The following is a 22,067-nucleotide window of genomic DNA, read 5'->3' on the forward strand; positions in this document are numbered from 1 at the left end:
GCGTGGACACCCGAGGAGGACCCGATGACGCACGGCGTCTCGCACATCGACGACCATCGTCGCCGCCTGCTGGCGCGCGGCAGCCTGCCCGCGCCCCGTCGCCGCACCTGAGCCCGCGCACCGCGTACCGCGCCATGCTGCGCGCCCGGCGCCCCGGCCGTCGCCGGTGAACCGGCCGCAGGCCCGCCGTATCCGCTGACCCCGCGCCCCTGCCCGCCGGCGGCCCACCCGCCGCCCGGTGCGTCACTCTCCGGAGCCTTCCGTGCGCATCCTGCTGCTGTCCACCGCCGACACCGACCTGCTCGCCGCCCGGGCCAGCGGCGCCGGCTACCGGCTGGCCAACCCCGCCCGGGTCGCCGCCGACGCCGTGCCGGCGCTGCTCGACGGCGTCGACCTCGCCGTCGTACGGCTGCTCGGCGGCCGGCAGGCGTGGCCGGACGGCCTGGCGGCCGTGCTCGGCTCCGGGGTGCCGACGGTCGTCCTCGGCGGCGAGGCGGTCCCCGACGCCGAGCTGATGGCCGCGTCCACCGTGGCCTCCGGGGTGGCTACCGACGCCCTGGCGTACCTGGTCGAGGGCGGGCCGGGCAACCTCGCCGAGCTGGCCCGGTTCCTCTCCGACACGGTGCTGCTCACCGGCGAGGGCTTCGCCCCGCCCGCGTCGACCCCCGGGCACGGCGTCCACGGCGAGCGCCCCCACAAGCCCGAGCGGCCGACCGTCGGGATCGTCTTCTACCGGGCGCACGCCCTCGCCGGGAACACCGCCTTCGTCGACTCCCTCGCCGACGCGGTCGACGCCGCCGGGGCGAACCCCCTGCCGATCTTCTGCGGCTCGCTGCGCGGGCTCGCCCCCGGCGACGGGCCGCTGGAGCTGTTCGCCCGCTGCGACGCCCTCGTCGTCACCGTGCTCGCCGCCGGCGGGACCGTGGCCGCCGACGCCTCCGGCGGGGGCGACGACGACGCCTGGGACGTCGGCGCGCTCGCCGCCCTCGACGTGCCGATCGTGCAGGCGCTCTGCCTCACCAGCACCCGCGAGCAGTGGGCCGGCAGCGACGCCGGGCTGTCGCCGCTGGACGCCGCCATGCAGGTGGCCATCCCCGAGTTCGACGGCCGGATCGTCACCGTGCCGTTCTCGTTCAAGCGCATCGACGCCGACGGGCTGTCGGTCTACGAGCCCGACCCCGAGCGGGCCGCCCGGGTCGCCGGGATCGCCGCGCGCCAGGCCCGGCTGCGGCACGTGCCGGGCGCCGACAAGCGGCTGGCGATCGTGCTCAGCTCCTACCCGACGAAGCACTCCCGGGTCGGCAACGCCGTCGGCCTGGACACCCCCGCCTCGGCGGTGCGGCTGCTCGCCGCGCTGGCCGCCGCCGGCTACCACCTCGGCGACCGGCCCGTGCCCGACGACGGGGACGCGCTCATCCACGCCCTGATCGCCGCCGGCGGCCACGACGTGGAGTGGCTCACCCCCGAGCAGCTCGCCGCCGCCGACGCCCGGGTGCCGCAGGCGAGCTACCGGCGCTGGTTCGACGCGGTCCCGGCCGGGCTGCGCGAGCGGATCCGCGAGCACTGGGGCGAGCCGCCCGGCGAGCTGTACGTCGACGACGGCCACGTCGTGCTCGCCGGCCTGCGGCTGGGCAACGTGCTGCTGGCGATCCAGCCGCCGCGCGGCTTCGGCGAGAACCCGATCGCCATCTACCACGACCCCGACCTGCCGCCCAGCCACCACTACCTCGCCGCGTACCGCTGGCTGGCCGCGCCGGAGGCCGACGGCGGGTTCGGGGCGGACGCCGTGGTGCACCTCGGCAAGCACGGCACCCTGGAGTGGCTGCCCGGCAAGGGCCTCGGTCTGGCCGCCGACTGCGCCCCCGACGCCGTCCTCGGCGACCTGCCGCTGGTGTACCCGTTCATCGTCAACGACCCCGGCGAGGGCACCCAGGCCAAGCGCCGCGCTCACGCCGTCGTCGTCGACCACCTCGTCCCGCCGATGGCCCGCGCCGAGACGTACGGCGACCTGGCGAAGCTCGAACAGCTCCTCGACGAGTACGCCACTGTGCAGGCGCTCGACCCGGCGAAGGTGCCGACGGTGCGGGCGCAGATCTGGGACCTGGTGCGCGCCGCCGAGCTGCACCACGATCTGCACACCGCGGACATGCCCGCCGCCGACGACTTCGACGACTTCGTGCTGCACCTCGACGGGTACCTGTGCGAGGTCAAGGACGTGCAGATCCGCGACGGCCTGCACGTCCTCGGCGGCGCGCCCACCGGCGAGGCCCGGGTCAACCTGGTCCTCGCCGTGCTGCGCGCCCCCCAGGTGTGGGGCGGGGTGCGCGCCCTGCCCGGCCTGCGCCAGGCGCTCGCCGCCGCGTACGGCCTCGACGAGGCCGCCCTGCTCGCCGAGCCGGGACGGCGCATCGCCGTGCCGACGGAGCTGACCGACGTGGCCGCCGGCCCCGCCGGCACCGCCGCCGACGCCGTCGACCTGATCGAGGGGCTGGCCCGCCGCCTCGTCGTCGCCATGGAGACCCTCGGCTGGGCCGCCGACGCAGACGACAGCGCCGTCGCCGACCGTGTCGATGCCGTCGTCGCGGAGGTCGCCGGCCGGGCGATCCCCGACGCCGCCGACGTGCTGCGCTTCGCCGCCCGCGAGGTGGTGCCCCGGCTGGCGCGGACCACCGACGAGGTCGACCGGGTGCTCGGCGCGCTCGACGGCCGGTTCGTGCCGCCCGGCCCGTCCGGCTCGCCCACCCGGGGCCTGGTCAACGTGCTGCCCACCGGCCGCAACTTCTACTCCGTCGACCCGAAGGCCATCCCCAGCCGCAACGCCTGGGACGTCGGCGTGGCCCTCGCGGACTCGCTGCTGGCCCGGCACCTCGCCGACACCGGCGCCTATCCCCGCTCGGTGGGGCTCACCGTCTGGGGGACCAGCGCCATGCGCACCCAGGGCGACGACGTCGCCGAGGTGCTCGCCCTGCTCGGCTGCCGCCCCACCTGGGACGACCGGTCCCGCCGGGTCACCGGCGTCGAGGTGGTGCCGCTCGCCGAGCTGGGCCGGCCCCGCATCGACGTCACCGTCCGCATCTCCGGGTTCTTCCGCGACGCGTTCCCGCACGTCGTCGCGCTGATCGACGACGCGGTGCGTCGCGTCGCCGCCCTCGCGGAGCCAGCCGAGGAGAACTACGTCGCCGCGCACGTCGCCGCCGACCTTGCCGAGCACGGCGACGAGCGCCGGGCCACCGCCCGCGTCTTCGGCTCCAAACCGGGGGCGTACGGGGCGGGGCTGCTGCCGCTGATCGACGCCCGCAACTGGCGCAGCGACGCCGACCTCGCCGAGGTGTACGCCGTCTGGGGCGGCTACGCGTACGGCCCCGGCCTGGACGGGCGGGAGGCCCGCGCCGACATGGAACGCTCCTTCGCCCGCATCGCCGTGGCGGTGAAGAACCAGGACACCCGCGAGCACGACATCGTCGACTCCGACGACTACTTCCAGTACCACGGCGGGATGGTGGCGATGGTCCGTCACCTCACCGGCGTCGCCCCCGCCGCGTACGTGGGGGACTCGGCGATGCCGCACGACGTGCGCACCCGCACCCTCGGCGAGGAGACCCGGCGGGTGTTCCGGGCCCGGGTGGTGAACCCGAAGTGGATCGCCGCGATGCGCCGGCACGGCTACAAGGGCGCGTTCGAGCTGGCCGCCACCGTGGACTACCTGTTCGGCTACGACGCCACCGCCGGCGTCGTGGACGACTGGATGTACGAGCGCCTCGCCGCCGCGTACGTCTTCGACGACACCACCCGGCAGTTCCTGGAGCAGTCCAACCCGTGGGCGCTGCGCGGCATCACCGAGCGGCTCCTGGAGGCCGCCGACCGGGGGATGTGGGTCGCCCCGGAGCCGGCCACCCTCGACCGGCTCCGCGAGACGTACCTGGCCAGCGAGGGCGACCTGGAGGACCGGCAATGAGTGTGTTCCCCTTCTCCGCCGTGCTCGGCATGGCCGACATGCGCCTCGCGCTGCTGCTCAACGCCGTCAGCCCGGCCATCGGCGGGGTCCTCGTGCGGGGCGAGAAGGGCACCGCGAAGTCCACCGCCGTGCGGGCCCTGGCCGCCCTGCTGCCGCCCGTCGACCAGGTCGCCGGTTGCCGGTTCGCCTGCGACCCGGCGGCACCGGACCCGTCCTGCCCCGACGGCCCGCACCCGGCCGCCGTGGAGGACCCGCACCCGGGCGGCGCGGCGGAGGGGGACCGCGCGGCCGCGCCCGTCGAGCGTCGCCCGGCCCGCCTGGTCGAGCTGCCCGTCGGCGCCGCCGAGGACCGGGTGGTCGGCTCGCTGGACCTGGAGCGGGCTCTCGCCGAGGGGGTACGCGCCTTCGAGCCCGGCCTGCTCGCCGCCGCCCACCGGGGTGTGCTCTACGTCGACGAGGTCAACCTGCTGCACGACCACCTCGTCGACCTGCTCCTCGACGCCGCCGCGATGGGCCGCAACCACGTCGAGCGGGAGGGCGTGTCGGTCAGCCACGCGTCCCGGTTCCTGCTGGTGGGCACGATGAACCCGGAGGAGGGCGAGCTGCGCCCGCAGCTGCTGGACCGGTTCGGCCTGACCGTGGAGGTGGCCGCCAGCCGCGACCCGGCCGTGCGGGTGGAGGTGGTGCGCCGCCGGCTCGCCGCCGACGCCGACCCGGCCGGGTTCGCCGCCCGGTGGGCCGACGCCGACGCCCAGGTGGCCCGGCGGGTCGCCGCCGCCCGGGACCGGCTCGGCCGGGTGCGGCTGCCCGACGCCGCGCTGCGCCAGATCGCCGAGGTGTGCGCCGCGTTCGACGTGGACGGGATGCGCGCCGACATCGTCACCGCCCGCGCCGCGATGGCGCACGCCGCCTGGCAGGACCGGACGGTGGTGACCGCCGAGGACGTCCGGGTCGCCGCCCGGCTCGCCCTGCCGCACCGCCGCCGCCGCGACCCGTTCGACGCCCCGGGGCTGGACGAGGACCGCCTCGACGAGGCGTTGCGGCGGGCCGCCGACGCGCACCCCGACGACGACCCGCCCGCCCCCGACGGCGACGGCCCGGGCGACGGCGGCGGCCCCGGGGGCGGCCCGGATGGCGGCGGCCCCGGGGGCGGTGGCGGTCCCGACGGAGGTGGCCCGGACGGCGGTGGCCCGGCGGGAGGCGGCGACCCCGGGAACGGGACGGCGGGTGGCGGCTCGGCGAACGGCTGGCACGACGGCGACGGCGACGGCTCCGGCGACGGCACAGCCGGGTCGACCGCCGACACCAGGGATCCGGGAGAGCCCGGGGACCAGCCCGCAGCCCGGCGCGGGAACCAGCCCGCCGGCCGGCCCGACGACTGGCCCGCCGACCAGCCGGTCGACCGGCCCGGGGAGCAGGGCGGCGGCGGGCGGCAGCGGGTGGCCGTACCCCAGCGGGGGTTGACGGCCCGGCTGCTCACCGCGCCCGGCGTCGGCGACGGGGTGCCCGGCCGGCGGTCGCGGGCCCGCACCGGCCGGGGCCGCACCACCGGGGCGCGGACCCCGCGCGCCGGCCGGCCCGGCCCGCTGCACCTGCCGGCGACGGTCCGCGCCGCCGCCGGGCGTCAGGCGGCCCGGGGCCGGGCCGGCGGGCCGCTGCGGCTGCGCCCGGCCGACCTGCGCGAGGCGGTCCGCGAGGGGCGCGAGGGCAACCTCGTGCTGTTCGTCGTCGACGCCAGCGGCTCGATGGGCGCGCGCGAGCGGATGTCCGCCGTGAAGGGGGCCGTGCTCGCCCTGCTCACCGACGCCTACCAGCGGCGGGACAAGGTGGCCGTGGTCGCGTTCCGGGGCGTCGGCGCGCGGACCCTGCTGCCGGCGACGTCGTCGGTGCTGGCCGCCTCCGCCCGCCTCGCCGACCTGCCCACCGGCGGGCGCACCCCGCTCGCGGAGGGCCTCGCCGCCGCCGCCGAGCTGCTGCGGGTGGAGCGGCTGCGCGACCCGAAGCGGCGTCCCCTCGTGCTGGTGCTCACCGACGGCCGGGCCACCGCCGGGCCCCGCCCGCTGGAGCGGGCCGACCGCGCGGCGGCGCTGCTCGCCGCCACCGGCGCCCCGTGCGTGGTCGTCGACTGCGAGTCCGGCCCGGTCCGCCTGCACCTGGCCCGCCGCCTGGCCACCCACCTCAACGCCCGACACCACCCCCTCACGGCCCTCACGCACAGCGATCTTGCACTTCGGGCCCGGACGAAGGGGGCGAAAGCGGTGCAAGCGGGGGCCGCAACTGCAAGATCGCGGAGAGCCGGCGGGACGAGCCAGCAGGACAGGAGTGTGCGCTGATGCCGCAGGGTAGGCCGGAACGGGTGCCCGCCGACGGGCTGACCACGCGGCAGCGGCGGCACCGGCCGCTGCTGATCGTCCACACCGGGCAGATGAAGGGCAAGTCGACCGCCGCGTTCGGGCTGGCGCTGCGCGCCTGGACCGCCGGGCTGCCGATCGGGGTGTTCCAGTTCGTCAAGAGCGCCAAGTGGCGGGTGGGCGAGGAGAACGCCTTCCGCGCCCTCGGCGAGGTGCACGAGCGCACCGGCCAGGGCGCGCCGGTCGCCTGGCACAAGATGGGCGAGGGCTGGTCGTGGATCCAGCGCGGCGGCGAGGCCGACCACGCCGCCGACGCACTGGAGGGCTGGCGGCAGATCCAGCGGGACCTGGCCGCGCAGCGCTACGGCCTGTACGTGCTCGACGAGTTCACGTACCCGATGAAGTGGGGCTGGGTCGACGTCGACGAGGTCGTGGCGACGCTGGCCGACCGGCCCGGCTTCCAGCACGTCGTCATCACCGGCCGCGACGCCGACCCGCGCCTGGTCGCCGCCGCCGACCTGGTCGCCGAGCTGACCAAGGTCAAGCACCCGATGGACGCCGGCCAGAAGGGCCAGAAGGGCATCGAATGGTGAGCACCGGATGGGCGCTGCCCCGGGTGGTGGTCGCCGCCCCGGCCAGCGGCCACGGCAAGACGACCGTGGCGACCGGACTGCTCGGCGCGCTGCGCCGCCGCGGCCTGACCGTCAGCCCGCACAAGGTGGGCCCCGACTACATCGACCCCGGCTACCACGGCCTCGCCGCCGGCCGGCCGGGCCGCAACCTCGACCCGTGGCTGGTCGGGCCGGAGCGCGTCGCGCCGCTGCTGCGCCACGGCGCGAGCGTCCCCACGCCCGCCGACGTCGCCGTGATCGAGGGGGTGATGGGCCTGCACGACGGCGCGGTCGGCCGCCGGGGGTACGCCTCCACGGCCCACGTCGCCACCCTCGTCGACGCCCCCGTGCTGCTGGTGCTCGACACCACCGCCCAGGGCCGTTCCGCCGCCGCCCTGGTGCTGGGCATGCGCGCGTTCGACGAGCGGGTACGCGTCGGCGGGGTCATCCTCAACCGGGTCGGCTCGCCCCGGCACGAGACGCTGCTGCGCGACGCCCTCGCCGAGGTGGGCGTGCCGGTGCTCGGGGCGGTCAGCCGGTCCGTGGAGGTCGCCGCCCCATCGCGCCACCTGGGTCTCGTGCCGGTCGCCGAGCGGGCGCCGGAGTCCCTGGCGGTCGTGGCCGCCCTCGCCGACCTGGTCGCCGCCACCGTCGACCTCGACGCGGTGCTCGACCTGGCCCGCAGCGCCCCGCCGCTGACCGCCCCCGCCTGGGACCCGGTCGCCGCCGTCGGTGGCCCGGTGAGCACCGCCCCCGTCGGCGGCCCGACCAGCACCGGCGGCCCGACGGTCGCGGTCGCCGCCGGGGCGGCCTTCACCTTCTCGTACGCCGAGACCGCCGAACTCCTCGCGGCGGCCGGGGCGACCGTGGCCCCGTTCGACCCGCTGCGCGACCCCGGCCTGCCGGCCGGCACCCGGGCGGTGGTGATCGGCGGCGGCTTCCCGGAGGCGCACGCCGACGCGCTCGCCGGCAACGCCGCGCTGCGCGCCGAACTGGCCGCGTTCGACGGGCCCGTCGTCGCCGAGTGCGCCGGCCTGCTCTACCTGGGCCGCTCCCTCGACGGGGCGCCGATGTGCGGGCGGCTGGACCTGACCGCCCGGATGACCGGCCGGCTCACCCTCGGCTACCGGGAGGCGGTGGCCGCCGCCGACTCCCCGGTGACCCGGGCCGGCGAGCCGGTACGCGGCCACGAGTTCCACCGGACCGTCACCGACCCCGGCCACGGCGACACCCCGGCGTGGCGCTTCGACGGCGCGGCGCACGGCTTCGTCGACGGCCGGGTGCACGCCTCCTACCTGCACGTCCACTGGGCCGGCCAGCCGCACGCCGCCCGCCGCCTCGTGCAGGCGTGCCGGTGACCGCCCCGGCGGCGCGCCCCGACGGGCCCGTGCTGACCGGCGTCGGGGTCGGGCCGGGCGACCCCGAGCTGCTGACCGTGAAGGCGGTGCGGGTGCTGCGCGAGGCCGACGTGGTGTTCGTCCCGGTGATGGCCGAGCACCCCGGCACCCCGGCCGGCCCCGACGGGACCGGGACCGGCCCGGGGGTGGCGGACGGCGGCGGGCGGGCCGAGGCGACCGTCCGGTCGTACGTGGACGGTCGCCGGGTGCGACGGCTGCCGTTCGCCCTCGACGACCGGGGCGGCGTCACCGCCCGCCGCCGGGCCGCCTGGGACGCCGCCGCCCGCGCGGTGACCGACGCGTTCGACGCCGGGGCGGGGCGGGTCGCGTTCGCCACCATCGGCGACCCGAACGTCTACTCCACCTTCGGTTACCTAACCCACGGCGTGCGCGCGCTGCGGCCGGCGGTGCGGGTCGACACGGTGCCCGGGATCACCGCCATGCAGGACCTCGCCGCCCGCAGCGGCACCGTGCTCTGCGAGGGGCGCGAGCCGCTGACCCTGCTGCCCGCCACCGCCGGGCCGGAGCTGTTCGCCGCCGCCCTGGCCGGGCCGGGGACGGTCGTCGCGTACAAGGGTTGGCGGCGGCACCCCGAGCTGGTGGCCGAGCTGCGCCGGCAGGGCCGCCTCGGCGACGCGGTGCTGGGCCGGGGTCTCGGCCTGCCCGGGGAACGGATCGGCCCGGCGGACCCCGACGACGGCGACCCGCCGTACCTGTCGACGCTGCTCGTCCCGGCCCGCCGGGACACCCGGGGAGGCAAGCTGTGACCACCGCAGGAGACACCGCCGGCGCGCCGGCGACCACCGGGAAGGTGTGGTTCGTCGGGGCCGGGCCGGGCGCGGCCGACCTGCTCACCCTGCGCGCCGCCCGGGTGATCGGCGCGGCCGACGTGGTGGTCTGGGCGGCGAGCCTGGTGCACGCCGACGTGCTCGACCACGCCCGCGCCGACGCCGAGATCGTCGACTCCTCGCAGCTGCCGATGGAGGGCGTGCTGCCGCTCTACGAGCGGGCCGCCGCCCGGGGGCTGACCGTGGCGCGGATCCACTCCGGCGACCCGGCGCTGTGGGGGGCGGTGCAGGAGCAGCTCGACCTGTGCCGGGCCCTCGGGCTGGCCGTCGAGGTGGTGCCCGGGGTGTCCGCGTTCACCGCCGTCGCCGCGCTCGTCGGCCGGGAACTGACCATTCCCGAGGTCGCCCAGTCGGTGATCCTCACCCGGCTGGAGGGCGGCAGGACGCCGATGCCGCCCGGCGAGCGGGTCCGCGACTTCGCCCGGCACGGCACCACCATGGCGCTGTTCCTCTCCGCCGCCCGCTCCGGGCAGGTGCAGGCCGAGCTGCTGGCCGGCGGCTACCCGGCGGACACCCCGACCGTGGTGGCGTACCAGGCGACGTGGCCGGACGAGCTGGTGGTGCGCTGCACCGTCGGCACGCTGGAGGCCACCGTCAAGCGGCACCGGCTGTGGAAGCACACCCTGTTCCTCGTCGGGCCGGCGCTGGCCGCCGCCGGCACCCGCTCGCACCTCTATCACCCCGGGCACTTCCACACCTTCCGTCGGGCCGAGCCGGCCGCCCGCGCGCAGCTGCGCCGCCGCCGCGAGGAGACCCCCGGCGACGACGGCGGGGCCGCCGGGACAGGGCGGGCCGGATGACGTACCCCGAGCCGGAGCTGCGCGAGCCGGACCTGCCGCGTACCGCGAAGGTCCGGCCCACCGCGCTGCGCACCGGCTGGACGACCGGCGCGTGCGCCACCGCGGCGGCGAAGGCGGCGGTGACCGCGCTGGTCACCGGCGTGCCGCAGCGGCAGGTGGAGATCGGCCTGCCCGCCGGCAGCCGGGTCGCCTTCCCCGTGGCCCGCTGCGACCTCGCCGACCCGCCCGGCGCGGGCGCGGAGGCCGTGGTCGTCAAGGACGCCGGGGACGACCCGGACGTCACGCACGGCGCGCACCTCACCGCCACCGTCGGCTGGCGCGACGCCCCCGGCCTCGACCTGGCCGGCGGGCCGGGCGTCGGCACCGTCACCAAGCCGGGCCTCGGGCTCGCCGTCGGCGGCCCGGCGATCAACGAGACGCCGCGCCGCATGATCGGCCAGGCCGTCGCCGAGGTGGTCGACCTCACCGAGGTCGGGGTACGGGTGGTCATCAGCGTCCCCGGCGGGGAGGTGATGGCCCGCAAGACCACCAACCGGCGGCTCGGCATCCTCGGCGGCATCTCCATCCTCGGCACCACCGGGATCGTGCGGCCCTTCTCGACGGCGTCCTGGCGGGCCAGCGTGGTGCAGGCCGTGCACGTCATGGCCGCCCAGGGAGAGCGGACGGTGGTGCTGTGCACCGGCGGGCGCACCGAACGGGCCGCCCGCGCCCTGCTGCCCGACCTGCCCGAGGTGTGCTTCGTCGAGGTCGGTGACTTCACCGGCGCGGCCGTCACCGCCGCCGTCGGCGACGGCCTGACCCGGGTGGCGTTCGTCGGGATGGCCGGCAAGCTGGCCAAACTCGCCGCCGGGGTGCTGATGACCCACTACACCCGCTCCAAGGTGGACCTGTCGCTGCTCGGCGCGGTCACCGCCGACGCCGGCGGGGGGCCGGCCCTGGTGGCCGAGGTGGTGGCGGCGAACACCGGCCGGCACGCGTACGAGCTGTGGGAGGCCGCCGGGCTGCTGCGCCCCGCCGGGGACCTGCTCTGCGCCCGGGTCCGCCAGGTGCTGCTGCGCTTCGCCGGGCACGCCGTCGACGTCGACGTGGCGATGGTCGACTTCGCCGGGGAGCGCCTCGTCGCCTCCTCGGGCCGGTGGGCGCCGTGATCCCCGCGGAGGGGCCGGTGGGAGGCGTGCTCCCGGGCGACGCCCCGCCGGGCCGGGTGACCCGCGCCGCCGACGCCCCCGTGACCGTCGTCGGCGTCGACGCGGGCGGCGCGCCGCCGCATCCCGCCGCCGCCGAGGCCCTCGCCGGGGCGCGGCTGGCCGTCGGCGCGGCCCGGCACCTCGCCGCCGTCGCGCTGCCCGCCGGCTGCGCCACGGTCACCCTCGGGCCCCTCGCCCCCGCGTTGGCCCGGCTCACCGCCGCCGTCGCCGCCGGCACGCCCACGGTGGTGCTGGCCAGCGGCGACCCGGGGCTGTTCGGCATCGTGCGCCGGCTGCGCGCCCAGGGGCTGCCCCTGCGGGTGCTGCCCGCCGTGTCCAGTGTGGCCGCCGCGTTCGCCCGCGCCGGCCTGCCCTGGGACGGCGCGGCCGTGGTCAGCGCCCACGGCCGCGACCCGCGGCCCGCGCTCAACGCCGCCCGGGCGCTGCCGGCGGTCGCCGTGCTCACCGCCCCCGGCGCGGGGGCCGCCGAGATCGGCGCGGGCCTGGTCGGCTGGCCGCGCCGGCTCGTCGTCGCCGAGCACCTCGGCACCCCGGCCGAGCGGATCGTCGAGACCACCCCGCAGGCTGCCGCCGCCACCGCCTGGGCCGACCCGCACGTGCTGCTCAGCCTCGCCGACCCGGCACCGGCCGACCCGCCCGGCCCCGCCGCCGATCTCGGCACCGGCCCGGCGGCGGCCGGCGCGGCGGCGATCGGGGCGGCGGCCGGGGCGCGGGCCGACAACCAGCCGGCCGCCGCGCCCGCCGGGGGCTGGGCGCTGCCCGAGGACGCCTACGCCCACCGCGACTCCATGATCACCAAGGCGGAGGTGCGGGCCCTCGCCGTGGCCCGGTTGCGGCCCCGCCTCGGCCGCCTCGTCTGGGACGTCGGCGCGGGCAGCGGCTCCGTCGGCATCGAGTGCGCCCTGCTCGGCGCGGCCGTGATCGCCGTCGAACGCGACCCGGACGCCGTCGGCCTCGTCCGGCGCAACGCCGCCGCGCACCGGGTCGACGTGCGGGTCGTCGCCGGGTCCGCGCCGGCGGCGCTGGCCGGGCTGCCCGACCCGGACGCCGCCTTCGTCGGCGGCGGCGGCCTGGCCGCCCTCGCCGCCGTGGCCGCCCGCCGGCCCGCCCGCGTGGTCGCCGCCCTCGCCGCCCTGGACCGGGTCGCCCCCGCCCTCGACCTGCTGCGCGGGCACGGCTACCGCGCCGAGGGCGTGCAGCTGTCCGCCGCCCGGCTGGCCGAACTGCCCGGCGGGTCGGTGCGGCTCGCCGCCACCAACCCGGTGTTCGTCCTCACCGCCGACCGCCCACCTTCCCCCGGGGAGCGCAGATGACCCGCATCGGACTCGTCGCGGCCACCGCCGCCGGCCGCCGGCACGCCCGCACCCTCGCCGCCGCCTGGCCGCACGCCCGCCTCGTCGAGGCCGACACCGCCGCCGACGCGCTGCGCGCCGCGTTCACCGGCCACGACGCCGTCGTCGCGTTCCTCGCCACCGGGGCGGTGGTGCGGATCCTCGCCCCGCTGCTCGGCGACAAGCGCACCGACCCGGCCGTCGTGGTCGTCGACGAGGCCGCCCGGCACGCCGTGGCGCTGCTCGGCGGGCACGTTGGTGGCGCGAACGCCCTCGCCGCCGACGTCGGCGCGCTGCTCGACGCCCGGCCGGTGGTCACCACCGCCACCGACGCGGCGGACCTGCCCGGCCTGGACACCCTCGGCTGGCCCGTCGAGGGGGCGGTCGCCGCCGTGACCCGGGCCCTGCTCGACGGCGAGCCGGTGCGGCTGGTCGCCGACGCGGCCTGGCCGCTGCCGGCCCTGCCGCCGCACGTGCGCGCCGACGCCCCCGCCGACGCGCCCCGGCTGCTCGTCACCGACCGGGTGGTGCCGCTCGACGGGCGCACCGCCGTGCTCCGGCCGCCGTCGCTGGTCGTCGGCGTGGGCGGCAGCCGGGGCGTGCCCGCCGGGCAGGTGCGTGACCTGCTCGACCGGGTGCTCGCCGCCGCCGGCCTGAGCCCGGCCAGCGTCCGCTGCCTGGCCAGCGCCGACATCAAGGCCGACGAGGCGGGCATCCGGGCGACCGCCGACGCGCTCGGCGTACCCCTGGTGACGCATCCCGCGGCGGACCTGGCGGCGGTCGACGTGCCGCACCCCAGCGAGGTGGTCCGCGCGGCCGTCGGCACGCCCAGCGTCGCGGAGGCCGCCGCGCTGCTCGGCGAGCCCGGCCGGCGCGCCGACGCGGCGCTGGTCGCGCCGAAGACCGCGTCGGCGATGGCCACCGTCGCGGTGGCCCGGCACGCCCCGCGCGGCCGGCTCGCGATCGTCGGCCTCGGCCCCGGCGCGGCCGACCTGCGCACCCCCCGCGCCCTCGCCGAGCTGCGCCGCGCCGCCGTGGTCGTCGGCCTCGACCAGTACGTCGACCAGGTGCGCGACGTGCTGCGACCCGGCACCCGGATCCTCGCCAGCGGCCTCGGCGCGGAGGAGGAACGCGCCCGCGCCGCCGTCGCCGAGGCCGCCGCCGGGCACGCCGTGGCGCTGGTCGGCTCCGGCGACGCCGGGGTGTACGCGATGGCCAGCCCCGCCCTGGAGTACGCCGACGACCGCATCGACGTCGTCGGCGTCCCCGGGGTGACCGCCGCGCTCGCCGCGTCGGCGCTGCTCGGCGCGCCGCTGGGCCACGACCACGCCTACCTGAGCCTGTCGGACCTGCACACCCCGTGGGAGGTCATCGAGCGGCGCGTCGCCGCCGCCGCCGAGGGCGACTTCGTGGCCCTGCTGTACAACCCGCGCAGCCGTGCCCGGGACTGGCAGCTCGCCGCCGCGCTGAAGACGTTCGCCGCGCACCGGCCGCCGGACACCCCGGTCGGGGTGGTGCGCAACGCCAGCCGGCCCGGCGAACGCGTGCACCTGGCCACCCTCGCCACCCTCGATGCGGCCGTGGTCGACATGTACAGCGTGGTGGTGGTCGGCAGCAGCCGCACCCGGCTCGTCGCCGGCCGGATGGTCACCCCGCGCGGCTACCGGTGGCGCGCGTGAGCGCCCCCGTGACCATCGACGGCTGCCAGGGATGCGGCGCGTGCCTGCTGACCTGTCCCACCCACGCGATCCGACCCACCCCCGGCGGGCTGCTGGTCCGCGCGCAGGCGTGCACCGGCTGCCTGGAGTGCCTGGAGATCTGCCCGGTCGACGCCATCCGCGTCACCGGCACCGACCCCTGTGGAGGAACCCGATGAGTTCGACCGTGGTCAGCGCCGCACCCCCGGCGGGCCGGTGGAGCCGCGCCGAGCGGGTACGCCTCGGCGGCATCGTGCTCGCCGTCGCCGTGCTGCACGTCGCCGGCTGGAGCCTCTACCTCTACTGGAACGGCCAGCCCGCGGCGGCCGGCGGGCTGGCCGGCGCCGGCACCCTCGCGTACGCCCTCGGGGTGCGGCACGCCTTCGACGCCGACCACATCGCCGCCATCGACGACACCACCCGGCTGATGCTGCTGCGCGGCCGGCGTCCCGTCGGGGTCGGCTTCTTCTTCGCCCTCGGCCACAGCGCCGTGGTGCTGCTGCTCGCCCTGATCGTCGGGCTCGCCTCGACCAGCCTCGCCGGCCCCGGCCTGGCCCAGGCCCGCGAGGTGGGCGCCACCGTCGCGATCGTCACCGCCACCCTGTTCCTGAGCCTCGTCGCCGGCCTCAACGCCGTGGTGCTCGGCGGCCTGGCCCGGCTGTGGCGGCGGCTGCGCCACGGCGACCTCGACGAGCGGGAGCTGGACCTGCACCTGCTCAACCGGGGCCTCGTGCAGCGGGTGCTGGGCTCCCGGGCGCGTTCGCTGGTGCGCTCGTCGTGGCACATGGCGCCCGTCGGCTTCCTGTTCGGCCTCGGCCTGGAGACGGCCAGCGAGGTGACCCTGCTCGCCCTGTCGGCGAGCACCGCCGCCGCCGGTGGGCTGCCCGTGCTGGCCCTGCTCACCCTGCCGCTGCTCTTCGCCGCCGGGATGTCCGCCATGGATACCGCCGACAGCCTGCTGATGAGCCGGGCGTACTCGTGGGCGTACCGGCAGCCGGCCCGCCGGCTCTACTACAACCTCGCCACCACCGGCATGACCGTGCTCGTCGGTGCGCTCGTGGCCAGCGTCTACCTCGCCGGGCTGCTCGTCGACCACCTCGGGGTGTCCGCCCTGGCCGGGTACGCCACCCTCGCCGAGCACTTCGAGCAGCTCGGCTACGCAGTCGTGGCGCTGTTCGCCCTGGCCTGGGTCGCCGCCGCCGCGCTGTGGAAGCTGCGCCGTTACGACGAGCGCTACGGGGCCCCGGCCGCCGACCGTCCCGCCGAGCGGGGCGAGCGCGCCGAGCCGGGGGAGGCGGGCCGGGTCGACCGCGCCGCGCCCGGGACGGCGGACCGGTGAGCCGCGTCGTGCACCCGATCGAGCGGCAGTCGTACGCGATCCTGCGCTCCCGGGTGGACCTGACCGGCCTGCCGCCGCTGACCCGGGCCGTCACCGAGCGGGTGGTGCACGCCAGTGCCGACCTCGACTACGTCACCGACCTGGTGTGCGACGAGGCGGCCCTGGCCGGCGGGCTGGCCGCCCTGCGCGGCGGCGCCGCGGTCGTCACCGACGTGGCGATGGTCGCCGCCGGGATCACCCGCCCCGGCCCCGGGCCGGTCTGCCCGATCGCCGAGCCGGCCACGGCCGCCCTGGCCCGCGCGGCGGGCATCACCCGCTCGGCGGCGGCCGTGCGGGTCGCGTACGACCGGGTGGGCCCCGGCGCGGTGTGGGTGGTCGGCTGCGCGCCCACCGCCCTGTTCGAACTGCTCGACCTCGGCGCGCGGCCGGCGCTGGTGGTCGGCCTGCCGGTCGGGTTCGTCGGCGCCGCCGAGAGCAAGGCGGGGCTGCGCGCCAGCGGCCTGCCCGCCGTGTCCAACGTCGGCGAGAAGGGCGGCTCGGCGGTCGCCGCCGCCGCCCTCAACGCCCTGCTGTACCTGGAGGAGACGTGACGAACCGACCCGAAGGAGCGCGGGGGCAGGACCGCACCCCGCTGCTGATCGTCGGCCACGGCACCCGCAGCGCCGCCGGGGTCGCCCAGTTCGCGGCCCTGGTCGACCGGATCCGCCGCCGCCGCGCCGTCGACGACGTCGAGGGCGGCTTCATCGAGCTGTCCCGCCCGCCGCTGACCGACGCGGTCGGCGCCCTCGCGGGCCGGGGGCACCGCCGGCTGGTGGCGCTGCCGCTGGTCCTCGCCGCCGCCGGGCACGGCAAGGGCGACATCCCGGCCGCGCTGGCCCGGGAGAAGCAGCGCTTCCCCGGCCTCCGCTACGCCTACGGCCGCCCGCTGGGCCCGCACCCGCTGCTGCACGACACCCTCGCCGACCGGATCGACGCCGCGCTGGCCGGGGCCGACCGGGCCGGGACGTGGGTGGCCCTGATCGGCCGGGGCTCCACCGACCCCGACGCCAACGCCGAGGTCACCAAGGTGGCCCGGCTGCTGTGGGAGGGGCGCGGCTATGCGGGCGTCGAACCGGGCTTCGTGTCGCTGGCCGAGCCGTCGGTGCCGGCCGTGCTGGAGCGGCTGCGCCGCCTCGGCGCGCGCCGGATCGTCGTCGCCCCGTACTTCCTGTTCGCCGGGGTGCTGCCGGACCGGATCGTGGCCCGGTCGGCGGAGTTCGCCGCCGCCCACCCGGACCTCGACGTGCGGGTGGCCGACCTGATCGGCGACTGCGACGCCCTCGCCGACCTGGTCCTGCAACGGCACGCCGAGGCGCTGCGCGGGGACATCCGGATGAACTGCGACACCTGCGCGTACCGGGTGGCGATGCCCGGCTTCGCCGACAAGGTGGGCCGGCCGCAGACCCCGCACGACCACCCCGACGACCCGGTCGGCGGCCACCATCATCACCACCACGGCGACGCGCACGGTCACCACCACCACGCCCACGAGGCGGGGCTGCGCCCGGGGCAGGTCGCCGTCGTCGGCGGCGGGCCGGGCCCCGACGACCTGATCACCGTACGGGGCCGGGCGCTGCTGGAGGCCGCCGACGTGGTGGTGGCCGACCGGCTCGCCCCGCGCGGGCTGCTGGCCCGGCTGCGCCCCGGGGTGCAGGTGATCGACGCGGCGAAGGTGCCCCGGGGCCCGTCGATGACGCAGGACGCCATCAACGAGGCGCTCGTCGCCCACGCCCGCGCCGGCCGGCGGGTGGTCCGGCTCAAGGGCGGCGACCCGTACGTCTTCGGGCGCGGCCACGAGGAGGTCCAGGCATGCGCGGCGGCCGGCGTGGAGACGGTCGTGGTGCCCGGGGTGAGCAGCGCCGTCGCCGCGCCCGCCCTGGCCGGCGTGCCGGTCACCCACCGGGGCGTCGCGCACGAGTTCACCGTGGTCTCCGGTCACCTGCCGCCGGGGCACCCCGGCTCGCTGGTGGACTGGGCGGCGCTGGGCCGGGCCCGGGGCACCCTCGTGCTGCTCATGGCCGTCGACACGATCGCGAAGATCGCCGCGGTGCTGGTGGAGCACGGCCGGGCCCCGGAGACCCCGGTGCTGGCGGTGCAGGACGCGGGGCACCCGACGCAGCGGACCCTCGCGGCCCGGCTCGACGAGATCGGCGCGCTGGCCGCCCGGGAGGACGTCGGGCCCCCGGCGGTCTTCGTCGTCGGCCCGGTCACCGCGCTCACGTGAGGGGAGGACCCCCGTGCTCGCGGGTCAGCACGAACACGAACGGCCGGTCGGTGCCCCGCAGGTCCATGACGCCGAGCAGGGTGCGCTCGTCGACCCGCCGGAACACGTCGTGGATGGGGAGGCGGTCGTAGCACATCGTCGCCGACACGACCCCCCGGTACTCGGTCATCCGCAGCCGCGCCGCCGGGCGGGTCGTGGTCAGCAGCGGCAGGGCCAGCGCGAAGGCCCTCGCGGCCAGGGGCGTGCGTACCGCGCCGGGCGGGCGGAGCAGCAGCCCCGTCGGCACCAGCGCCGGGTTGACGCTGACCAGCCTCCCGCCGGCGGCGAAGACCAGCGGGTGCACGTCCTCGGGGCCGTCGAACCGCTTGCCGTGCCATCCGTAGCGCTCCAGCAGGCCGTCGAGCGGGTGGCCCGTGGCGAAGCCGCTGCCCCGCCAGGAGCCGAGCATCTCCCCGACGGTGACCGGCGGGAGGCCGTCGAAGCAGGCCAGGGCCGTGGCCAGGTCGCCCGGGGCCGGCAGGGCGGCCGGGTGTTCCGGGGCCGGCCGGGCGGCTGCGGGAGCGGGGTCCGCCGCGCTCGACATGGTCGCATCTCCTTCGTCGCGTGGTCGGGTGGCCGACGTGGTGCCATCGACGGTACGCCCGGATCGTGCCGGCTGCGGGCGTACCGGGCCGCCGGCCGAGCCCCGGCGGCCACGAACACTCTTCATATTCGCCCCGATCGGGCCTACGCTCGGGGCAGTTCCGCAGTGATCACAATGGAGGTTCACATGAGGAAGATGACCGTGCGTCGCACGAGCACCCTGCGCCTGCTGTCCGGCGCCCGCCGGCTCTGGATCGAGTGGTGCTGGTAGGACCCGGTGCGGCGGGCGCCCCCGGGCGCCCGCCCCTGCGGGGCCCGGCCGCCGACCCGGGCGGCTACGACTGCCACCGCGACCACGGCCCGTACGCCGGGGTCGCCGAGTTCCTCGGCCGGGTCGCCGCCGCCCGTCCCCGCCTGGCGTCCCGGCACGCCGTCGAGTTGCACGCCATCGCGCCCGGCCTCGACCACGCCGCCCGACCCGCCGCCGACGAGGAGCCGATCCGGTTCCACCCCGCCCGCCGCACGGCCTGCCTCGCCTACGGCGCGACCGAGTTCGTGGTCGCCTGGGCGGGCACCCTCCGCCGCCCGGTCACGGTGCGCTTCGACCACGTCGACGTCGCCGACGAGACCACCCGCGAGCTGCTGGACGCCCTGTCGCGCCGGGTCGGGCCGTACCCGCTGCGCCTGGACCTGCGCGACGGCGGCGACGCCCGGCGCGACGTCGCGGACCCGACGCCTGCGGCGCTGCGCGCGGCCGTGGGGGAGTCCCTGGCCCGCGGCTTCTACCACCACGCCGCCCGCACCGCCCGGCGCGGGCGCGCCGCCGTCACCGCGACGGGCGACCTGCGGCACTGGTGGGCGTTCACCACCGGCCTGGCCACCGCCCTGGCGGCGCTCGACCGCGCCACCGAGGCGCTCGACCTCTACGACGAGGCCCGCGCCGCCACCGACGACCCGAAGATCACCATGTCGGCCGCGTACGCCACGGCCATGCTGTACGCCCGGCACCTGCCGGCGGCCGACCAGGACCCGGAGCGGGCGCGACACTGGCTGCACCGGGCGCTGCGCCTGGCCGCCGGCCTGGCCGACCCACGCCAGCGGCTGCTGTCCACCGTCTTCTACGAACAGGGCGTGGCCCTGCTGGACAGCAGGGCGGGCGAGCCCGCCCGCGCGCTGCGGCTGATCGACGACGGGCTGGCCCGCCTGGCGTCGGTGCTCGCCCCCGGCGAACGCCCCCAGGACCTGGCCCGGCTGCGGCACAACCGCGCGCAGGTGCACCTGGCGCTGGGGGACGCCGACCGGGCCCTGACCGAGCTCGACACCGTGATCGCCCACGACCCCGACAACTGCGAGTACTACGTCGACCGGGCCGCCCTGCACCGGGCGGCGGGCCGCACCCGCGCCGCGATCCGGGACTACGACGCGGCGATCCGCCTCGGGCCGCACCTGCCCGAGGCGTACTACAACCGGGCGGTGCTCCAGCAGCAGCGGGGCCGCCCCGGGCGGGCGCGCGCCGACCTCGATCGGGTGCTCGCCATCGAGCCGGGACACCTCGACGCCCGCATCGCCCTGGTCAACCTGCACCTGGAGCGCGGCGCGCACGACGCGGCCGAGGCGGGCGCGCGGGCGGGGCTGGCCCTGGCCCCGCGGGAACCCGCGCTGCTGTGCACCCTCGGGCTCGTGCGCTCCGAGCGCGGCGGATCCGCCGAGGCCGACGAGCTGTTCACCCGGGCCCTGGCCGGCGACCCGGGGCTGGTCGAGGCGTGGACCAACCGGGCCGCCGTCCGGTTCGAACGCGGCGACGTCGCCGCCGCCGTGGCGGACCTGGACCGGGCGGTGGCGCTGGCCGCGTCGGCACCGGTGCCCCACTACAACCGGGGCACGGCGCTGATGCGACTCGGCCGCTGGGACGAGGCCGCCCGCGACTTCGCCCACGCGCTCGCCCAGCCGGGCCTGGACCGGGCGTTGCGCCGCGACCTGCGGGCGGAACTGGCCCGCTGCCGCCGCGCCGGGGCCGGCTGAGCACCGATCGAGGGGGCGCCGCCGCCGCGCCCGCCCCCCCGACGCCCGGTCGACCCCGGTGACTGTCGGCTTTCGGACAGCGACCGTCGGGGGTGTGCGGCACCGCGTCCCGGTGCCCCGGTGACCAGCGCGGTCACGGCGAACGGGCCACGGACACACCCCTATTCGACGGGCCGAGCCGGGACCGGTCCACTGTGTACCTTGACGGTTCACTCCCGCTCGCCGGTGGCAACGCGGGGGCGGTCCGTGCCCCGTGCCGGTCCGCCGCCGCACGAAGGCCCGGCCGGCGGGGCAGCCGGACCTCATTCGAAGGACTACGAATCATGTACGACGCGATAGTCGTCGGTGGGCGCTGCGCGGGCGCCTCCACCGCCCTGCTACTCGCCCGGCAGGGCCACCGGGTGCTGGTGGTGGACCGGTCGTCCTTCCCCAGCGACGTCATCTCGACGCACTTCCTGTGGCCGCACGGCATGTCCTACCTCAACCGGTGGGGCCTGCTGGACCAGGTCACCGCCGTGACCCCCACGCACACGGTCATCGACATCGTCAACGACGGCATCCCGCTGAGCGGCTCGGTGCCCACGTCGCTGCTGCGCGAGCACTTCCGGGACCTGCACGGCGACGACTCGGGCGTCGTGCAGAGCTACGCCTCGGTGCGCCGCCGCGTGCTGGACCAGATCCTCGTCGAGGCGGCGGCCAAGGCCGGCGCCGAGGTCCGCACGCACTGCACCGTACGGGAGCTGATCACCGAAGACGGCCGGGTCGTCGGCGTGCGGGGGCGCGCCGCCGACGGGCGGGAGTTCGAGGAGCGGGCCCGCATCGTCGTCGGCGCCGACGGCCGCAACTCCTTCGTCGCGCGCACCCTCGACCTGCCCCGCTTCGACGAGCGGCCCCGCTGCACGTTCGCCTACTGGAGCTACTGGTCCGGCTTCGACCTCGGCCGGGGGCAGATCCACCGGCGTGGCCGGCTCGGCTGCGCGGTGGTGCCGACCAACTTCGGGCAGAACATGGTCCTCGTCTGGGGGCCCAGCGAGTGGGCCCGGGAGTTCCGCGCCGACGTGCCCGGCAACGTCCAGCGGGCGCTGGACTTCGTCAGCCCCGAGCTGGGCGAGCTGGTCCGCACCGAGGGCACCCGGGAGGAGCGGATCTACGGCACCCTGGACCAGTCGGGGTTCCTCCGGCCGCTGCACGGGCCCGGCTGGGTGCTCGTCGGCGACGCCGAGTCGGCCAAGGACCAGTGCACGGCGATCGGCATGACCCACGCGTTCCGCGACGCGGAGCTGGCCAGCGCCGCCCTGCACCGGTGGCTGACCGGCGAGTCGTCGCTCGACGAGGCGATGGCCGCGTACGAGGGCCGCCGGCGCAGCCAGAACTCCGCCGCCTACTACGACTACGTGTGCACCCTGAGCGAGATGCGGCCGTACCGGCACGACGAGCTGCAACTGTTCGTCGCGTTGCGCGGCAACCAGGAGGAGACCGACCGGTTCATCGCCACGCACGCCGACATCGCGCCGGTCTCCGAGTTCTTCCAGGCGTCCAACCTCTTCCTGCTCAACGACGCCGCCAAGGAGTCCTCCGCCGGCTACCCGGTCTTCGACGACTTCGCCGCGACGTCGCGCACGTACCAGCAGAACCTCTTCGCCTGATGCCGCACCAGGGAGCC

General features: G+C 77.7%; 16 protein-coding genes. 15 read left to right on the forward strand and 1 reads right to left on the reverse strand.

The genetic code is table 11. The features are described from left to right. Positions 1-262 precede the first annotated feature (262 nt). The 13 genes from cobN to cobA are packed head-to-tail and all read left to right on the forward strand — an operon-like array spanning position 263 to position 17,800. Positions 263-3,955, forward strand: coding sequence for a cobaltochelatase subunit CobN (gene cobN, locus TK50_RS15740; RefSeq protein ID WP_043963415.1), 3,693 nt, complete (start codon positions 263-265; stop codon positions 3,953-3,955). Beyond that, entirely contained in the window at positions 3,952-6,288 is a 2,337-nt protein-coding gene (locus TK50_RS15745) for a VWA domain-containing protein (protein WP_082106339.1), read from the forward strand. The genes cobN and TK50_RS15745 overlap by 4 nt, the downstream gene beginning before the upstream one ends. Beyond that, positions 6,288-6,899, forward strand: coding sequence for a cob(I)yrinic acid a,c-diamide adenosyltransferase (gene cobO, locus TK50_RS15750; RefSeq protein ID WP_043963416.1), 612 nt, complete (start codon positions 6,288-6,290; stop codon positions 6,897-6,899). The genes TK50_RS15745 and cobO overlap by 1 nt, the downstream gene beginning before the upstream one ends. Continuing rightward, the gene (locus TK50_RS15755) at positions 6,893-8,275 is read left to right on the forward strand and encodes a cobyrinic acid a,c-diamide synthase CobB (protein WP_043963417.1); all 1,383 of its coding nucleotides are present in this window, start codon (positions 6,893-6,895) and stop codon (positions 8,273-8,275) included. The genes cobO and TK50_RS15755 overlap by 7 nt, the downstream gene beginning before the upstream one ends. Before the next feature lie 29 nt (positions 8,276-8,304). Continuing rightward, a complete protein-coding gene (gene cobI / locus TK50_RS15760) occupies positions 8,305-9,081 on the forward strand; it encodes a precorrin-2 C(20)-methyltransferase (protein ID WP_043964681.1) in 777 nt (258 codons plus the stop codon). Beyond that, complete coding sequence (cobM, locus tag TK50_RS15765) at positions 9,078-9,962, forward strand: precorrin-4 C(11)-methyltransferase (RefSeq protein WP_043963418.1); 885 nt, start codon at positions 9,078-9,080, stop codon at positions 9,960-9,962. Before cobI ends, cobM begins: the two co-directional genes overlap by 4 nt. After that, positions 9,959-11,110, forward strand: a complete 1,152-nt coding sequence (locus tag TK50_RS15770; RefSeq protein ID WP_043963419.1) for a cobalt-precorrin-5B (C(1))-methyltransferase — start codon at positions 9,959-9,961, stop codon at positions 11,108-11,110. Before cobM ends, TK50_RS15770 begins: the two co-directional genes overlap by 4 nt. A gap of 26 nt (positions 11,111-11,136) precedes the next feature. Then, on the forward strand, positions 11,137-12,483 hold the full coding sequence (locus tag TK50_RS15775; protein ID WP_043964683.1) for a bifunctional cobalt-precorrin-7 (C(5))-methyltransferase/cobalt-precorrin-6B (C(15))-methyltransferase: 1,347 nt from the start codon (positions 11,137-11,139) through the stop codon (positions 12,481-12,483). Beyond that, entirely contained in the window at positions 12,480-14,180 is a 1,701-nt protein-coding gene (gene cobJ / locus TK50_RS15780; protein WP_043963421.1) for a precorrin-3B C(17)-methyltransferase, read from the forward strand. The genes TK50_RS15775 and cobJ overlap by 4 nt, the downstream gene beginning before the upstream one ends. Beyond that, the gene (locus tag TK50_RS15785) at positions 14,177-14,377 is read left to right on the forward strand and encodes a 4Fe-4S binding protein (protein ID WP_357752714.1); all 201 of its coding nucleotides are present in this window, start codon (positions 14,177-14,179) and stop codon (positions 14,375-14,377) included. The genes cobJ and TK50_RS15785 overlap by 4 nt, the downstream gene beginning before the upstream one ends. After that, complete coding sequence (locus TK50_RS15790) at positions 14,374-15,537, forward strand: HoxN/HupN/NixA family nickel/cobalt transporter (RefSeq protein ID WP_229406328.1); 1,164 nt, start codon at positions 14,374-14,376, stop codon at positions 15,535-15,537. The genes TK50_RS15785 and TK50_RS15790 overlap by 4 nt, the downstream gene beginning before the upstream one ends. Then, positions 15,534-16,127: a precorrin-8X methylmutase gene (locus TK50_RS15795; protein WP_043964685.1), complete on the forward strand. Its 594-nt coding sequence runs from the start codon at positions 15,534-15,536 to the stop codon at positions 16,125-16,127. The genes TK50_RS15790 and TK50_RS15795 overlap by 4 nt, the downstream gene beginning before the upstream one ends. Beyond that, entirely contained in the window at positions 16,124-17,800 is a 1,677-nt protein-coding gene (gene cobA, locus TK50_RS15800; protein ID WP_043963423.1) for a uroporphyrinogen-III C-methyltransferase, read from the forward strand. Before TK50_RS15795 ends, cobA begins: the two co-directional genes overlap by 4 nt. Here cobA and TK50_RS15805 read toward each other — a convergent pair. Continuing rightward, on the reverse strand, positions 17,793-18,383 hold the full coding sequence (locus tag TK50_RS15805; protein ID WP_229406327.1) for a DUF4334 domain-containing protein: 591 nt from the start codon (positions 18,381-18,383) through the stop codon (positions 17,793-17,795). The two genes, cobA and TK50_RS15805, sit on opposite strands and share 8 nt — an antisense overlap. A gap of 260 nt (positions 18,384-18,643) precedes the next feature. On the opposite strand from TK50_RS15805, the gene TK50_RS35435 reads away from it, so the two are divergent. Both TK50_RS35435 and TK50_RS15815 read left to right on the forward strand, forming a co-directional pair. Continuing rightward, positions 18,644-20,404: a tetratricopeptide repeat protein gene (locus TK50_RS35435; protein WP_277814340.1), complete on the forward strand. Its 1,761-nt coding sequence runs from the start codon at positions 18,644-18,646 to the stop codon at positions 20,402-20,404. A 323-nt stretch (positions 20,405-20,727) separates the two neighbouring features. Beyond that, complete coding sequence (locus TK50_RS15815) at positions 20,728-22,050, forward strand: NAD(P)/FAD-dependent oxidoreductase (RefSeq protein ID WP_043963424.1); 1,323 nt, start codon at positions 20,728-20,730, stop codon at positions 22,048-22,050. Positions 22,051-22,067 lie beyond the last annotated feature (17 nt).

Origin of the sequence: Micromonospora haikouensis (assembly GCF_000876225.1) — a bacterium.
Taxonomy (GTDB): Bacteria; Actinomycetota; Actinomycetes; order Mycobacteriales; family Micromonosporaceae; genus Micromonospora; species Micromonospora haikouensis.

Bases quoted from the DNA above. Each gene is read 5' to 3' on its own strand.
- cobJ (WP_043963421.1), top strand. From the start codon at position 12,480: ATGACCCGCATCGGACTCGTCGCGGCCACCGCCGCCGGCCGCCGGCAC.
- TK50_RS15745 (WP_082106339.1), top strand. From the start codon at position 3,952: ATGAGTGTGTTCCCCTTCTCCGCCGTGCTCGGCATGGCCGACATGCGC.
- cobO (WP_043963416.1), top strand. From the start codon at position 6,288: ATGCCGCAGGGTAGGCCGGAACGGGTGCCCGCCGACGGGCTGACCACG.
- TK50_RS15755 (WP_043963417.1), top strand. From the start codon at position 6,893: ATGGTGAGCACCGGATGGGCGCTGCCCCGGGTGGTGGTCGCCGCCCCG.
- TK50_RS15790 (WP_229406328.1), top strand. From the start codon at position 14,374: ATGAGTTCGACCGTGGTCAGCGCCGCACCCCCGGCGGGCCGGTGGAGC.
- TK50_RS15805 (WP_229406327.1), bottom strand. From the start codon at position 18,383: ATGTCGAGCGCGGCGGACCCCGCTCCCGCAGCCGCCCGGCCGGCCCCG.
- TK50_RS15815 (WP_043963424.1), top strand. From the start codon at position 20,728: ATGTACGACGCGATAGTCGTCGGTGGGCGCTGCGCGGGCGCCTCCACC.
- TK50_RS15770 (WP_043963419.1), top strand. From the start codon at position 9,959: ATGACGTACCCCGAGCCGGAGCTGCGCGAGCCGGACCTGCCGCGTACC.